This is a genomic window from Thermophilibacter sp., from assembly GCF_966187215.1.
Genome location: NZ_CBIFYV010000008.1, coordinates 1 through 14,502, shown reverse-complemented (window position 1 = coordinate 14,502; position 14,502 = coordinate 1). Strand labels below are relative to the sequence as shown.

The 14,502-nt window shown below is 61.8% G+C and carries 13 protein-coding genes; 9 read left to right on the top strand and 4 right to left on the bottom strand.

Annotation, left to right across the window (positions count from 1 at the left end):
- Window positions 1-696 precede the first annotated feature (696 nt).
- The 5 genes from ACWTSU_RS01020 (at window position 697) to ACWTSU_RS01000 (ending at window position 5,492) form a co-directional block, all read left to right on the top strand.
- A complete protein-coding gene (locus ACWTSU_RS01020) occupies window positions 697-906 on the top strand; it encodes a helix-turn-helix transcriptional regulator (RefSeq protein WP_455138046.1) in 210 nt (69 codons plus the stop codon).
- 13 nt (window positions 907-919) lie between these two features.
- The gene (locus tag ACWTSU_RS01015) at window positions 920-2,785 is read left to right on the top strand and encodes a DNA primase family protein (RefSeq protein ID WP_455138045.1); all 1,866 of its coding nucleotides are present in this window, start codon (window positions 920-922) and stop codon (window positions 2,783-2,785) included.
- A gap of 90 nt (window positions 2,786-2,875) precedes the next feature.
- On the top strand, window positions 2,876-3,193 hold the full coding sequence (locus tag ACWTSU_RS01010; RefSeq protein ID WP_455138044.1) for a hypothetical protein: 318 nt from the start codon (window positions 2,876-2,878) through the stop codon (window positions 3,191-3,193).
- 311 nt (window positions 3,194-3,504) lie between these two features.
- Entirely contained in the window at window positions 3,505-3,963 is a 459-nt protein-coding gene (locus ACWTSU_RS01005; RefSeq protein WP_455138043.1) for a plasmid mobilization protein, read from the top strand.
- Window positions 3,963-5,492 (top strand): relaxase/mobilization nuclease domain-containing protein, encoded by a 1,530-nt coding sequence (locus tag ACWTSU_RS01000; protein WP_455138042.1) that lies wholly within the window; start codon window positions 3,963-3,965, stop codon window positions 5,490-5,492. The genes ACWTSU_RS01005 and ACWTSU_RS01000 overlap by 1 nt, the downstream gene beginning before the upstream one ends.
- 48 nt (window positions 5,493-5,540) lie before the next feature.
- Here ACWTSU_RS01000 and ACWTSU_RS00995 read toward each other — a convergent pair whose 3' ends face one another.
- Window positions 5,541-5,822 (bottom strand): hypothetical protein, encoded by a 282-nt coding sequence (locus ACWTSU_RS00995; RefSeq protein WP_455138041.1) that lies wholly within the window; start codon window positions 5,820-5,822, stop codon window positions 5,541-5,543.
- Window positions 5,815-6,180, bottom strand: coding sequence for a hypothetical protein (locus tag ACWTSU_RS00990; protein WP_455138040.1), 366 nt, complete (start codon window positions 6,178-6,180; stop codon window positions 5,815-5,817). The genes ACWTSU_RS00995 and ACWTSU_RS00990 overlap by 8 nt, the downstream gene beginning before the upstream one ends.
- A gap of 323 nt (window positions 6,181-6,503) precedes the next feature.
- Between ACWTSU_RS00990 and ACWTSU_RS00985 the strand changes: the two genes are divergently transcribed.
- The 4 genes from ACWTSU_RS00985 to ACWTSU_RS00970 all read left to right on the top strand — a co-directional run bounded on the left by ACWTSU_RS00985 (window position 6,504) and on the right by ACWTSU_RS00970 (window position 12,066).
- Window positions 6,504-7,061: a nucleotide-binding protein gene (locus ACWTSU_RS00985; RefSeq protein WP_455138039.1), complete on the top strand. Its 558-nt coding sequence runs from the start codon at window positions 6,504-6,506 to the stop codon at window positions 7,059-7,061.
- A gap of 91 nt (window positions 7,062-7,152) precedes the next feature.
- Entirely contained in the window at window positions 7,153-7,380 is a 228-nt protein-coding gene (locus tag ACWTSU_RS00980; RefSeq protein WP_455138038.1) for a hypothetical protein, read from the top strand.
- A 16-nt stretch (window positions 7,381-7,396) separates the two neighbouring features.
- On the top strand, window positions 7,397-10,135 hold the full coding sequence (locus ACWTSU_RS00975) for a DUF4116 domain-containing protein (protein WP_455138037.1): 2,739 nt from the start codon (window positions 7,397-7,399) through the stop codon (window positions 10,133-10,135).
- 134 nt (window positions 10,136-10,269) lie between these two features.
- Entirely contained in the window at window positions 10,270-12,066 is a 1,797-nt protein-coding gene (locus ACWTSU_RS00970) for a recombinase family protein (protein WP_455138036.1), read from the top strand.
- A gap of 40 nt (window positions 12,067-12,106) precedes the next feature.
- Here the strand turns inward: ACWTSU_RS00970 and ACWTSU_RS00965 are convergent, their stop codons facing one another.
- Entirely contained in the window at window positions 12,107-12,376 is a 270-nt protein-coding gene (locus ACWTSU_RS00965; RefSeq protein ID WP_455138035.1) for a PTS sugar transporter subunit IIB, read from the bottom strand.
- Between the two features lie 3 nt (window positions 12,377-12,379).
- Window positions 12,380-14,389 carry a BglG family transcription antiterminator gene (locus ACWTSU_RS00960; RefSeq protein WP_455138034.1) on the bottom strand — a complete coding sequence of 670 codons (2,010 nt, stop codon included), beginning with the start codon at window positions 14,387-14,389 and terminating at the stop codon, window positions 12,380-12,382.
- Between the last annotated feature and the right edge of the window lie 113 nt (window positions 14,390-14,502).

Sequence of the window (14,502 nt, the reverse complement as noted above, 5' to 3'; positions counted from 1 at the left end):
TTCGACAGGAAGAGGAGGGCGGCGTAGGATACGGGGCGGGGCTGCGGGCCCCGGGGACGGCCCTACACCACTTTTCGTGACGCGACTTTCCATCGTGTTTTACTCTTCCGTATAGGTTGGGAAAATACTGTGTTTGGTGTGTCGGGCGTGCGCGGATGCCGATGTAGTCGGGAAATGACCTGACACACTAAAAAAATCGGAAGTGTGTCAGGAAATCGCTCAAATCGACGCGGATGCCGATGTACACGGGATGTAGCCCGACACACTTTCGAGCGTGCATAGTGTGTCGGAATGTCCTCCCCGCCTGCCGCGTACCCCTTCTGCTGCTGCCATTTGACGGGAGGGGCGGGAGGATTTTTTCGGGCCGTTTTCAGCTCGTTTATGAGAGGAAACGCAGCTCGGACAAGCCTCTGACCTGCGGTAATGAGCAAATCGCTCTTGCGTTTTCGATGCCAATATAGTATGATTATCGTACATAGATTCTTAGGTCCAGCACCCGTCCCGTCTCAGATGCGGGGTCGCTATCGGGAATAAGGGCCGAGCGCGAGGCGATGCGCCGAGCGTCACAGGTGAAATAACGACTACCGAAGCTCCTGTGGAAACCGAGATAGACGAGGCTCTTCATGCCTCTTGTCCGTCTTGGTTTCCGCAGGAGCTTTTTTGTTTGCGTTCGAGATTGGATACGGGAGGTAGCGGATGGAGGACAAGCAGATTCACGAGAAGGTGTACCTGAACACGGCCCAGGCCGCCGAGATGCTCGGCGTCCGCCCGGCGACGATGCGCACGTGGAGGGCGTTGGACAAGGGGCCGAAATTCTACAAGTCCAGCCGCTCGGTGTTCTACAAGGTCGAGGACATCGAGGCGTGGATTTCCGAGCACTACAAGCTGGTCGTGCCGAAGAACTAAGGGGGGTGGATTCATGGGAGAAAAAGAAAACCGTCCCGACGCCTGCACAGCTTCCGGGACGGCCAGTCCTAATAATAAATATTTTAGCACGGGCTACGACCTCGGTCAAGGCAGCGAGGAGTTCTGCGACGTTAACGGCCTTGTCGAATACTGCCGCGCCCAGCGGATTGCCTACGACGACCTGCTGACGGCGGCGACCCTCATGTACCTGTCGGAGTTCGATGCGGACGACCCGCCGGACACGGGCACGCTGAAGCACGACCTCACGGCGGTCACGAACAAGTGCATCGGCGCGTACAACATGGGATACGAGGACGAGACCGCGCCTGCCGGCGCGAAGCTCTCCGAGCGGTACCCCGACCAGAAGCCCGCCGCCGAGCGGTACAAGGTCCTGAAGGGGCTGCACCCGCTCCAAATCGCGCTCATCATCCGCGAGCTTCACCACGCGAAGGGAGTGCTTTGGAAGGACGCGGGCGATGACGGCAACTTTGACATCGGCATCTACCAGACCAGCGGGGCCAACGAGGGCATCTACGACACGAGCCGGGACTGCCTGACGCGCCTCATCCGCAGCTACGACAACGCGATTACCATGCGCGGCGTAGACGAGACGGAGGCAATCATGCGGGCAATCTGCCCGCGCGTCGAGCAGAACTCCAATCCCGACCTGGTCGCCGTCAACAACGGCGTGTACGACTACGGCGCGAAGTTCCTTCTGGGATTCGACCCCGAGTTCGTGTTCGTGAGCAAGTGCCACGTGGACTTCGTGGAGGGTGCGGCGAACCCGGTCATCCACAACGACGGCGACGGCACCGACTGGGACGTCGTCTCCTGGATGAACGAGCTGTCGGACAGTTCGGCGGTCGTGAACCTGCTCTGGCAGCTGGTGGGAGCGGTCATCCGCCCCGGTGTCAGCTGGAACAAGAGCGCCTGGCTGTACTCCACGTCGGGCAACAACGGCAAGGGAACGCTCTGCTCCCTGATGCGCAACCTGCTCGGGCGCGGTGCCTGGGAGTCCATCTCGCTGAAGGACTTCTCCAACCCGTTCATGCTTGAGCCTTTGATGCGCATCTCCGCAGTCATCACCGACGAGAACGACACGGGCACCTTCGTGGACGACGCGGCGGCCCTCAAGTCCATCATCACGGGCGACCCGTTCCAGCTGAACCGCAAGTTCAAGGACCCGCGCACGGTCCGCTTCAAGGGGTTCATGGTCCAGTGCGTCAACGAGCTTCCGCGACTCCGCGACCGCTCCGAGTCCATGTACCGCCGCCTGCTCGTCGTCCCGTTCGAGAAGCGGTTCGAGGGCAACGAGCGCAAGTACATCAAGGACGACTACCTGAAGCGCCCGGAGGTGCTGGAGTACGTGCTCTATCACCTGCTGGCGGAGACGGATTACTACGAGCTGGACGAGCCGCCGGAGTGCACCGCGCTTCTGGACGAGTTCCGCGAGGTCAACGACCCCGTCCGCCAGTTCCTGGGGGACGTGCTGCCGAGGGCGACCTGGGACATCCTCCCGTGGCAGTTCGTTCACGACCTGTACCGCCACTGGTTCCAGCGGAGCATCCCGTCCGGCCGCCCCGAGAGCCGCAAGGCGCTCATCGCGGACATCAAGCGCCTCCTGCCCGAGTGGCGGGAGTGGTCCTACACGGACAACCCGGTGAACGTGCCCGAGGAGATGGCGAACGAGCCTGAACGGCTGATTGACGAGTACGACGTGCGCGAGTGGATGAGCCACAGCTACACGGGCAGTGACATCGGGCGCAAGTGCATTTCCGACCGGCTGCCCGAGCGCGCGCGGGGTCTCGTCCGCGTGGTGCCGACCGGCCAGGACGGCGGCGATAACGACGGTTTGGATTCAAAGGACAAGGAGGATTAAGACCCATGCGGTGTGCCAGACGTGCGGCTACTCGTGGACCGTGCGCTGACGGTTTCGGATTGGGATTTACGACAGAAGGAGGCATGAATCATGGCGACTAAGAAGCGCTATTCGGACATCAACAAGGCCATCAAGGAGGCCGAGGCGCGACGCGAAGCGTACTACAAGCAGGTGGGGCGCGTGATGCTCGAAGAGTACCCCGAGCTGGGCGACATGAAGGTCACGGAGATGCGCCGCGCCGCGCGCTTCCTGCGCGACAACCTGCCCGAGAAGGCCCCTTCCAAGGGTTCCGCCTCGGGCGAGGCTACCACTCAGGATGGCGCGGTCAGCGCGTCCGATTCGGGCGGCGTCCCCGCCCGCGACGTACCCGAGCGCGCGCCCGTTCCGGGCTACGGCGAGGGCGCTTAGAGGAGGCAGTCGTGCCTCCGCTCCGGCACCCCGCAAGGGGTGTCCGGCGCGCCCCGTTCCGAGTCAGAAGCTGCCGCTGAGTCGTCGGCGGCAACCGGTTGGGAACGGGACGCCATTGGGGGTTCGAAGGGGGCGGCTTGAGCCGCCCCCTCGCAAGCTGACGGAGTGGTACAAATTGCGAATTTCGCAATTTGTACCTACGGAGTCAATGCTTGCTCTCTACCCCTTTGTGAAAAATCGCGCCGAGCGAAGCGTTTCGAACCGCCCGCTGGAGGCGGCGGTTCCGAGTATCAGCAAAGGAGGTGTTCCGCATGGCGGAAACGTATGAGACTAGGAGCGGCAAGGCCACGCGTCAGAGGTACGAGAAGGGCCGCCGCGACAGGGTCGTCCAGGTGCGAATGAGCGACGAGGAGTTCGCGCTCATGGAGGAGAAGCGCGGGACGCGCTCCCGCTCCAACTTCCTGCGCGGCGCGCTGTACGAAGACAGGTACTCCCCGCGCAAGCGCGAGGTCGTTCTGGATGTCCCCGCGCTCGACCGGGTTCGCGTCGAGCTGAACCGCATCGGGGTCAACCTGAACCAGATTGCGCGGGCGCGCAACACCCGCCTCGCGGGGATGAGCATGCTCGACCAGGTGCGCGAGGAGAGGGCCACGAAGGACGAGACCGAGGCGTACCGGGAGTTCCGCGAGTCGGTGGACAAGCTCCGGGCGGAGGTCGAGGGACTTCGGGACGACCTTTGGTACTACGCAGAGACGGGAGGTGCCTTCTGATGTCCACCACGAACGTGCAGGCATTGCCGAACGTGCGCGGGCGCATGTCCTACACCGAGTTCGGCGAGGGAAAGCGCCGCCGCGAGCATCTGAAGAACGGTACCGACCGCATCGCCGCGCAGATGGGCGACGCCCCCTCGCGGGAGGACTTCATCACCTACTGCGAGAACCAGAGGTACCGTCACTCGAACGCGGTGAACCAGGGCTACGAGGTGCGCGTCTCGTGGGCGACCGACGAGCTGAATCCGAACAAGCCGGATGATGTCCAGCGGGCCATGGAGTACGCCTACCTGCTCTGCCACGAACTTGCGCCGGACTCCCCGTGCTGGGTCACGATGCACGTGGACGGCGAGGGCGGATGCGTGCATGCGCACGCGACCATCGCGAACCACGATTTGCGCACCGGGCAGGTCATCAACAAGGACGACACGAGCCTCTACGCGCCCCGCGTGCAGGCCGTGAACGACCGGCTGAGCCGCGAGATGGGGTTCCAGGTGCTGGGGGCGGACAGGGACAAGTCGGTGTGGGCGGAGCGCCGCGACACGTTCGACTACGACTCCTTCGACCGGCACCTCGGGGACAAGGTGGCCTCGGCCCGCGACCGCTCGAAGACGCTCGACGAGTTCAAGCGCAACCTGGGTTATGAGGGCGTCACCCTGAAGGAGACGTCCAAGACCGACAAGAAGACGGGCGAGGTCACGACCGGCTGGTCATACAAAGCCGTGGACGAGTGGGGGCCCAAGCGCCGCACCCGCAAGCGCCGGGCGTCCAACCTTGCCGACGACCTGACCAAGGAGGGCGTGGAGGCGTACTTCGAGGAGAAGCAGCGCCAGGCGGAGGCCCAGGCCGAAGCCGCCCAGACGCAACCCGAGCCGGCGACCGAACCCGAAGTGACGGCAGAGAAGCCGACGCACCAGGATTCCCCCGCAGATTCCTCCTTCGGCACGTACTTCGTCACGGAGTCCGACGTGGAGCAGATGGCGGGCGACCTCCAGAGGGCGCACATCGGCCGCAGCCGCGAGCAGGGCAAGCCGTTCGCGGGCGAGCGCTACGACCGGCTCATGGAGGCGGAGCGCCACCCCGACGAGCAGCTGGCGAGGCTGCGGGCGGAGGTGGACGCCGCGAGGGCCGATTTCCACGCGTCCAAGCGGCAGGTCGAGGAGCTGCGCCGCTCCAAGTGCCCGACCCTGCTCCAGGGCGCGTGGCTGCTCGCCAAGACCGGGTGCGACGCCCGCGACCCCGTGTCGCGCATGATGGCGGACATGACGGCCATGATGCTGCGCGAGATGATTCGGCGGTTCATGCAGGAACAACTTGAGCGCCAGCGGGAAGAGGCCGAGAGGCGGCTGTACGAGTCCCGCGCAAACATGTGGGACGCCGAGAAGCGCCTGAAGGCCGCCGAGAAGGCGGTCGGCGACGAGGACGAGCGCGAGAGGCGCGAGCGCACGAGCAGATTCGCCAAGCGCGCCGAGCGGAAGTTCGACACGGTCACGAAGCGCCAGACCGAGGACGACGCCCAGTACCAGTAGGCGAAAAAGATTGGGGAGGCAGCAAACGCTGCCTCCCCTTTCTTAGGGTCAGTGAATCTCGGGCGCGGGCACGTAGTCCCACGCGGTGCCGAAATGGGTAATCGCCCACACGTACAGGTCAAGCTCCCCGTCGTGGAACACCGGCTCGTCGGTGTGCTCCATGAGGAACGACGGGTCCTGCACGATGTACCACTGGAACACCTCGTCCCAGGGCAGGAGGTCGCCGCTCGCAAGCTCCATGGGGCGGCCGCCCATCTCGTTGGCGAGCACCATGCCGCCGCAGGTCTCGGCCAGGTCGGCGTAGGTCTCGATGCCGTAGGCGTCACTCATAGCTCTCCGCCTCCCTCTCCGCCTGCTCGATGTCCGCGATTGCCTGGATGACGCACTGCCGCAGGGTGCGCAGGGTCTCGCAGTCGATGCTCTCGGCCAGGATGTCGGCGTCCAGCACGACCTCGCCGAGCGCGTCCACGAACCGCCACTCCATCACGTTGTCGATTCTCCTCAGCACCTCGAACAGCGAGTCGCGGTCCATCGCGGGCATGTTCGCGTCCGCCTTGGCCATGCGCTCCAGCTCCTTGGCCTTGGCCGCGTTGAGCCGAGCCATGCGCTTGAGCACCTTGATGCGCCAGGCAATCTCCTCCTCCGTCCCGTGGAGCCTCTTCCAGCCCTCGTTCTCCTTGTCTTCCATGTTCGGGCCTCCTTTCTCTTCAAGCGGGCACCCGATGCCGAAGGCATCCTTCGAGGGGTGCGGACCCGCTTTCGGCCCAGAGGGAGACCTTCGGAGGGTCCTGGCGCGGGCGTACGCGTGGAGGGCGAAAGAAGGCGGATTCGGTCGTCGCCTCGTTTACGAGCGGACGCATGGGGACAAGCCGTTCCGGGGCGCGAGCCGAGGCCCGCTTCGAGACCAGCAAAAGCCCAGTTGGAGACCAGAAAGTTGCCGTTGAACGCGGCTGCCCAGGTATATATAATTAAATACGTAAATGATTAAATGCATAAGCGAGGTGAGCGAGCATGAAGACGATTCTGGTGTGCAACCAGAAGGGCGGCGTGGGGAAGTCCCTGGTCGCCGACGAGTTGGCCTTCTCCTTCGAGCGCTCCGGCATCCCGGTGAGCTTCTACGACCTGGACGCCCAGGGCGGCACCCTGCACCGCACCCACGAGGCGGACGGGGCGCAGGTCGCCGTGGTGGACACGCCGGGCGCGCTCCAGGAGGCGCTGTCTGACTGGCTGCGGGAGGCCGACGTGGTGGTCATCCCGACCCGCACCACGTCGCGGGACATCGAGCCTCTGATGCGCATGCGCAAGGCGGTGTTCAAGCACAGCCGGGCGAAGATTGTCTACGTAATGAACGGGTGGAACCGCTTCAAGGCGTCCCGCGACTTCATGGAGTGGTTCGAGGGGCTTGCGGGCGACCAGACGGTGGTCACGCTTCCCCAGTCCGAGGCGTTCGTCCAGGCGGGAGCCGCCGGCAAGTCCGTGGTCGAGTTCGACCGCCGGGGCAAGGCCGCCCGGGCGACACGGGCGCTGGTGGACACGGTGCGCGAGGCTGCGGGCTTCATGAAGGAATAACCGCAGGTCAGAGGCTTAGTTTGTATGGACAAACCGTCGCATCGTGGTGTATAATTGTACAAATGTGTAAATGAGCAAAGGAGGTCGAGCCATGGCGAACATGTTCGAGAAGTACGCTGCCGACCGCGAGGCCGAGCAGAGGAAGATAGAGAAGACGGTCGCCGCGCCAGCGGCCGCCGATGACGAGAAGCGCACGACGCTCTCGCTGTCGCTCACCGTGAGCGACAAGAAGGCGCTGAAGATGATGGCAGCGGAGCGCGAGACGACGATAGCCGCGATTATCCATGAGTGGGTGCAGGAGCACATTCGGAAGGATTAGGGGGAGGTGAAGAATTATGGGAGATGGCCTTGTTGTTCAGAAGTCAAGCCTGATAGAGCGCCTGGATAGCAAGCCAGGAGTAATAGGCAGCGATAATCCGTTCTACTGGTATATTCATTTGAAATCGCTCGGGAAACGAGCGCAGACGAAAGAGATGGTGGACGAAGCTGTCAACGGCTTCAGCGTCGATAATCACGCATATACGATTCTCAAAGTCATTGCGAAAAAGTACCTTACGCGCGAAGTGTGCGAGATTGCAGTGCGCAAGAACGGCTTGAATTTGAAATACGTGCCCGAGCAATATCGGGATACATCTATGTGCATGTCAGCGGTGCAGAGCGACGGTGGCGCTTTGCGCGATGTTCCCGCACAGATACTGCTTGGGGATAAGGGCTATGAGATATGCTACACAGCGGTCTGCAACGATTTCGAGGGACAGGCTCTTTCTCTTGTGCCTGATTGTTGCTTACGCGGAAAGGAGGGCAAGGCTCTCTGTGAAGCGGCCGTGCGGGCGAATGGGTATGCACTTGAATATGTTCCAAAGCGCTTGATAACAAAAGAGCTTGCCAGGACGGCCATTGAGACTCCTTTCCCGGTCAAAGAGATTCTTTTGCCAGATGGTTCGCGCTTGGCTCGGAGTGCTTATCGTAGCTATTGCCCGGTATTGTCATTCGTTCCTGAAAAGTGCATGTCAGAAGAGCTTGTCGCCTTGTCCGCCCGACTCTACCCTGAGAGCTTGCGTTACGCCCCCGCTGAATTTGTTTCTCGCGACCTTTGTCTTGAAGTAGTTGAGCGGGACCCTATGAATTTGCAATATGTGCCCATGCCGGACAAGAAGTTGGTGGATTCTGCACTTCAGGCCAATCCTCGGGCCATTTTAGCGGTTCCTGAATCCATGCTGACGTTGAAGCGCTGCCGTGACGCCTTGCGGAGGGACCCGACTATCCCAATTGAAAAGCTCCCTGAAGGCTATCGCAAGAAGCTGGAGAAGGAGTTCCGGTCTGACACTTTCGTGAAGTATGAGCCGATTGCGCTCGAAACACCCGCCCTTTCAAATGGGGATAAGCGGGCGATTTCACAGGCAGATGAGTCGCATACCTATGAGCTGACATCTACCGATGATTCTGCCAAGACGATTTACTACATAACCGATATCCATCTCGAGCATCAGCTTGTAAAGAAACCGGGCGATATTGTAAAGCTGTCTCTGCCCGAGATACGAGAGCGCATCGACAATAAGATTGCCGAGCTTTTAGCGTCTGTGCCAGACGCCTGGGGTACCTTGCTTATTGGCGGTGACGTGGCGGATAGTGTCGAATTGGAGACGTTGTTTTACGAGCGGCTCACTTCGCTTACCGAGCATCATGGACGTTGGTATGGCGACATTTTTTCTGTCTTAGGAAATCATGAGTTATGGGATGGCGACCCCATGGGGCTCAAGCCAGCTCGACCGGTTGATGAAATCATCGCCGATTATCGCCAAGCGGTGCTTGATAAGGTGACCTTGCTAGAGAATGAGTTGTTTATCGTCTACAAGGGGTTTCGCAAGGCGGTTTTGGACGAGAAGGCGATTCTCAATGCGAGCGTGGAGGAGTTGACCGAGGCATGCTCTAACTCCACGTTCCTGTTGTTGGGCGGCATCGGGTTCTCTGGGCTTAACCCGGTTTATAACGCGGAAATGGGATTGTATCGGGCAACGGTTTCGACCGAAGAGGACATTGCGCGGTCGAAGCGTTTTCGGGCGGTATATGAGAAGGTTCTTGCGAGTGCGAAGGACATTCCTGTAATCGTGCTGACCCATACACAGATGGCAGATTGGTCCGATGCCCAATACAATCCGAAATGGATTTATGTGAGCGGCCATACTCACCAAAACACATTTTTGTTGCAGAGTGACGGCACCTCCGTCTTTTCCGATAACCAGGTCGGATACAAGCCCAAGCCGTGGCATCTCAACGCTTTTACGATTGACGTGCATAGGTATGACCCATTTAAGGATTATCCAGACGGCATTCATCAGATTACGCGCGACCAGTATGTCGAGTTTAACCGTTGCCAGGGCATCATGATGCAGGGCATGAAGTACCCTGGTGACCTATATGTCTTGAAATGTGACGGGGTTTACATGTTCGTACTGGAAAGCACAAGCAGCTTGTGCCTTCTGGAGGGTGGTAGGCGGCATAAGCTCGATTATGACGTCAACTACTATTACGATAATCTTCCCGATTACATCAGAAAGGTGCGCGGTGCGTTCGCGCCGTATCAGAAAGCTCTTTCAATGGTTTCCGACGAAGTGAAGGCGCTTGGTGGCTCTGGTTGCGTTCATGGCTGCATCGTTGACATTGACTGGTTTAATCACGTGTATTTGAACCCGTTTGATGGGAAAGTGACCCCATATTTCGCATTGAATACAACCGACAAATTAGTGTTCAAGGACATGGAATCGTTGCTTGAATCTTCGCCGTGTCCGCCGTTGTTGCATGATGGTGAATCTATGGTTGTTCGCTTTTATGCTATGGACGCAGAAGGAAAACTACCGGTTTTATCTCGTAAGGCAAACAAAAAATGGGAACTTGCGACGGTTCCGCAAGTTGTTTTGGACAGGTCGATGTACGAGCCATCCCGTATTATGCGGTCGATTCAGTACATTTTCGACCGGAATGTGCTGCGTGTTTGGAACGAAGCGGTTCTCGCCGTTGACGACCATGAGGGGTCTCAAACGTTGCCGGGCACAAGCAAGTTGCTTGGTTCGTGATTTGGCAATTATACGCCCGTTGTCCTTATGGGCGGCGGGCGTATAATTAAATATACATTTATGCAATTAGCTAATCAGAGTGAGAGAACCATGAAAACCTATAAGCAGAAATTACGGGAGGGGGTGAGGTAAACGTGGCACGAAAAAATCCCAAGACACCAGATGCCACCCGCGCCAAGACCTGCTTTCTGTACGTCCGCGTCTCCACGAAGATGCAGGTTGAGAACGGCGAGTCGATAGACGCGCAGCTCTATGACCTGCGGCAGTACGCCAAGCGAGAGAACCTGCGGATTCTGCACGAGTACATCGACGACGGGTACTCCGGCAAGAACATCACGGGACGCCCCCACTTCCAGGAGATGATGGAGGAGATAAAGTCCGGCGCGCAGGTGGACTACGTGCTCGTGTTCAAGCTGAGCCGCTTCGGGCGCAACGCCGCCGACTCCCTCGCGTCGCTGCAACTCATGCAGGACTACGGCACGAACCTCGTTTGCGTCAAGGACGGCATCAGCAGCGACGCCCAGATGGGCAAGATGATGATTGCGTTCATGTCGGCGTTCGCCGAGATGGAGCGCGAGAACATCCTCGTGCAGACCATGGCCGGGCGCGAGCAGAAGGCGCGCGAGGGCAAGTGGAACGGCGGGCAGGCCCCCTTCGGATACAGGCTCGTCAAGGACGAGAAGGGCAAGGGACGCCTGCAAGTGGACGAGGACGAGGCGGAAATCGTCCGCATCGTATTCCGCGAGTACGCCAGGAACGGCAAGGGCGTGATGGCACTGGCGGCGTGGCTCAACTCGCAGGGGTACCGCAAGGAGGTGCGAGGAAACGGCAAGTACGAGCACTTCGTGCCGGGGTTCCTGAAGAACATGCTGCGCAACCCCGTGTACGCCGGAAAGATAGCCTTCGGCCGCCGGAGGACGACGCCCGTCAAGGGCAAGCGCAACGAGTACCACGTGGTCAAGCAGTCCGACTACGACGTGTACGAGGGCGAGCACGAGGCCATAATCGACGAGGCGACATGGGAGGCCGCGCAGGAGCGCTTGGCCGAGGACTCGCGCCCGTTCCCGGAGGCGAAGCCCGGCGAGCACGTGCACCTTCTCACGGGGATGCTGTTCTGCCCGGTGTGTGGTCGTAACATGATTGCCAACGTATCGCGCGGAAAGAAGAAGAAGGACGGCACGCGCGGCAAGGACACGTTCGCCTACACCTGCAAGTACAGCAAGAAGCAGTTCGGGCCGAGCTGCACGTTCACGCGCCAGTTCAAGCAGGAGTACGTAGACCGAGAGGTAATCGAGGTCATCTCCCGCGCCGCCCACTCCGCCGTGTTCGAGGAGCGCGTGCGCGAGGAGCTGGATGCTGCCGTGGACATCGAGAAGCTGGAAGCGGACGTGGAGCGCATCGGCAAGGCGCTGGAGAACAACGAGGCGGCGCGGCGCATGCTGTCGCGGCAGCTCGACGCCCTGGACGCCTCCGACCGCAGCTACGAGCGCAAGTACGAGGACATGCAGTCACGCCTCGACAGGCTGTACGACGAGGGCGCGGACATAGAGGACGCGCTGGGCGAGGCCGAGGCGAAGTTGGAGGGCGCGACGGAGAAGCAGGTCACGACCGAGCGCGTGTACGAGATGCTGAACGAGTTCCAGGAGAAGTTCGACACGTACGACCCGGCGCGGCAGAAGGAGATTCTGCGGCAGCTGGTGGACAGCGTGGAGATTAACGCCGACGCGAACCCGAAGAAGGGCGATACGATTGTGAAGCGCGTGCGCTTCAAGTGTCCCGTGTCGTTCTACCCCACACTGCCGAAAGAAGCATACGGCGTTCTGGGCATCGACGAGTTCAATCGCCTGGAAACGACGGAGTACGCGCCTGATGGCAATTCTCGGGTTGACGAGAGTCACGACGAGTGCGTGGCCACGCTCGAGCGCGCATAGGCGGCGCGGCGGCCGCGTCGCCGCCGCGCCGGGGACATGCCTACTTGAGGTGCTTCACGAGCTCCTCGCGGATGGCGTCGACCGAGATGAAGTCGGTCAGGACGATGGTGTGGTCCTTGGTGGACTCGGGCATGTTGTCGGCGAGCTCGCGCGTGGTGACGTACCAGTCGGAGTTCTGCGCCGAGACCGACCCCAGGTCGCAGTTGTCCACCTCCGCGTCGATGCCCTCCTGCGAGAGGATGCTCTCGATGTTCATCTTGGCGATGAGCGAGCTTCCCATGCCCATGCCGCAAACGCAGGTGATCTTCATGACCTACTTCCTTTCCGCCTCGCTGAGGCAATCGGTTACGAGCCGGGCGAACTCCTCGTACGAGCCCACCCGCTTGACGCGGTTCGTGAAGTCGCTGTGGCTCAGCAGGATGCCGAGCTGCTGAATCGCGTGCTGGTTGAGTTTCTTGTCCGTCGTGCAGAGCGCGAGCGCGCAGGTAACCTCCTTTCCGTTGACCGTGACGGGCCTCCTGACGCGCACGAAGCTGAAGCCCGTGCCCAGGACGTGCTCGCTGATGCCCGCATGGGGCATGATGATGCCGGGAGCGATGAGGATCGTGGTGAGCGGGCCGAAGCAGTGCGCCGCGCTGATCATCTGTCGCGGGTACTCCTCGTCGCAGAGCCCCGCCCCAAAGAGCAGCTCCCCGGCGCGCTCGATGAGCGCGTCCATGTCGTCGACGCCCTCGCGCACCTCGAAGCACGCGGGGGCGAGAAGGTCCAGAAGCCCGTCGTCCGGCGCCTCCCGCTCATCCGCGAGCGCGAACACGCGCCTCCCGAGATAGCGGCTGAGGCGCTTGTAGTCGTCATCGGTGACGAGCGCCGACACGCGCAGCATCGGCACGCTCCCGCAGGCGGCGGGATCGACGTCGACGACGCTCACCACCAGATCGACGCGCGGCTCCTCCGCGAGGATCCGCGGCAGGTCGTCGGCGGACGTCGTGGCGACGACGTCAAGGCTGAAGGCGTTGAGGAGCTTGTACTGGAGCAGGCGGGACACGGCGTTGCCGGCGTTGCAGACCACCACGACGCGGGCGCGGCCCTGCCGGGCGTTCGCGAGCTTCTCGATGGACGAGGCGAAGTAGAGCGTGAAGAACGCGCACTCGTCGTCGCTCACGCGCGCGCCCGCGTAGCCCTCGAGCTCCCCCAGGGACTCCCGGACCGCCGCGTGCAGCCGCTCGTACTTGGTCACGATGCCCTCGACCAGGGGGTTCGAGATCTGCGCGTTGAACCGCAGACGGTAGACCAGGGGGATCATGTGGCCGACCACGATGGCGAAGAGCTCCTTGTCGGCCTGGAAGTCGAAGTCGTACCCCTCGCTCACCGCGACGATGAGCCGCTGGGCCATGACCTCGAGCTCGAACGGGTAGATCTGCCCCTCGCCGCCGGCGCTCACGGTGGGGAACGACTGCAGCAGCGTCGCGAGATAGTAGTCCTCGTCGGGGCTCAGGGCCACGCCGAGGTACCTCTCGGCGGACGACCGCAGGAAGCGCGCCAGCTCGAAGCTCGCGCCCTTCTCCACGTAGGCGCGGTCCGCCTCGTTGAGGCCGTAGTCGCGCGGGGCGTCGAGCTCGACCGCGAGCAGCACCAGCTGCAGCAGGATGGTCCACCGGACGCTCCGCTCGTAGTGGTTGGGCAGCACCTCGTCGAGCGTGCGGGAGAGCTCGGCCAGGCTCGCGACGTCAAAGGCCTCGAACGTCCTCCCCGCGAGGGCGAACAGCCCCCGGAGCGTGGAGACCACCTCGCGGCAGGTGTTCATCGAGCACCTCTCGCGCAGGTCCGCGAGCAGTTGGTTGCGCAGTATGAAGACGTTTCCCACGATCCGGTAGCCGCGCTGCTTGTCGAACACGAGCTCGAGGTCCTGGTCCGCGAGCATGCGCCGGATCGCGCCCATGTCCCCGCTCACCGTGCGCGGCGAGACCTGCGCGCGCTCGGCGAGCCGCTCGACGGTGCTTCTCGCGTCCACGCACAGGATGGTGAACGCCAGGAAGAGGCGGCGGCTCCCCACGTCGGTGAGGTCGAGGGCGAGCTCGTCGTCCGCGCCCCGCTCGAGGAGCGCCGCCACGCGGGCGCGCTCGGGCTCGGCGATGCGCACTCCCCGTCCGGAGAGCCGCTCGACCCGCGAGAGGCCCTCGGCGAGAAGGACGGCGTCCGCCTCGTCGAGGGCGTACATGAGCGCGCGGCGGCTGAGGTGGAGGCGTCGCGCCAGCTCCTTCGAGCTGATCCACGACGGCTCGCTCAGAAGCTGCCGGATGATGCTTTGGACGCGCTTCTTCACCTGAGGTCAACCACTTTCCTGGGGGCGGTCAGAGAGGTGGCCCACCAGGACAATTCTTTCCTGAACCAATTGGGAAAAACCCCACACCTCAGGGGTTCGAGGGGGAGAGGAAC

What these genes read in the sequence shown, in the direction of transcription:
- ACWTSU_RS01020 (WP_455138046.1), top strand. Translation starts at nt 697, where the DNA reads ATGGAGGACAAGCAGATTCACGAGAAGGTGTACCTGAACACGGCCCAG.
- ACWTSU_RS01015 (WP_455138045.1), top strand. Translation starts at nt 920, where the DNA reads ATGGGAGAAAAAGAAAACCGTCCCGACGCCTGCACAGCTTCCGGGACG.
- ACWTSU_RS01010 (WP_455138044.1), top strand. Translation starts at nt 2,876, where the DNA reads ATGGCGACTAAGAAGCGCTATTCGGACATCAACAAGGCCATCAAGGAG.
- ACWTSU_RS01005 (WP_455138043.1), top strand. Translation starts at nt 3,505, where the DNA reads ATGGCGGAAACGTATGAGACTAGGAGCGGCAAGGCCACGCGTCAGAGG.
- ACWTSU_RS01000 (WP_455138042.1), top strand. Translation starts at nt 3,963, where the DNA reads ATGTCCACCACGAACGTGCAGGCATTGCCGAACGTGCGCGGGCGCATG.
- ACWTSU_RS00995 (WP_455138041.1), bottom strand. Translation starts at nt 5,822, where the DNA reads ATGAGTGACGCCTACGGCATCGAGACCTACGCCGACCTGGCCGAGACC.
- ACWTSU_RS00990 (WP_455138040.1), bottom strand. Translation starts at nt 6,180, where the DNA reads ATGGAAGACAAGGAGAACGAGGGCTGGAAGAGGCTCCACGGGACGGAG.
- ACWTSU_RS00985 (WP_455138039.1), top strand. Translation starts at nt 6,504, where the DNA reads ATGAAGACGATTCTGGTGTGCAACCAGAAGGGCGGCGTGGGGAAGTCC.
- ACWTSU_RS00980 (WP_455138038.1), top strand. Translation starts at nt 7,153, where the DNA reads ATGGCGAACATGTTCGAGAAGTACGCTGCCGACCGCGAGGCCGAGCAG.
- ACWTSU_RS00975 (WP_455138037.1), top strand. Translation starts at nt 7,397, where the DNA reads ATGGGAGATGGCCTTGTTGTTCAGAAGTCAAGCCTGATAGAGCGCCTG.
- ACWTSU_RS00965 (WP_455138035.1), bottom strand. Translation starts at nt 12,376, where the DNA reads ATGAAGATCACCTGCGTTTGCGGCATGGGCATGGGAAGCTCGCTCATC.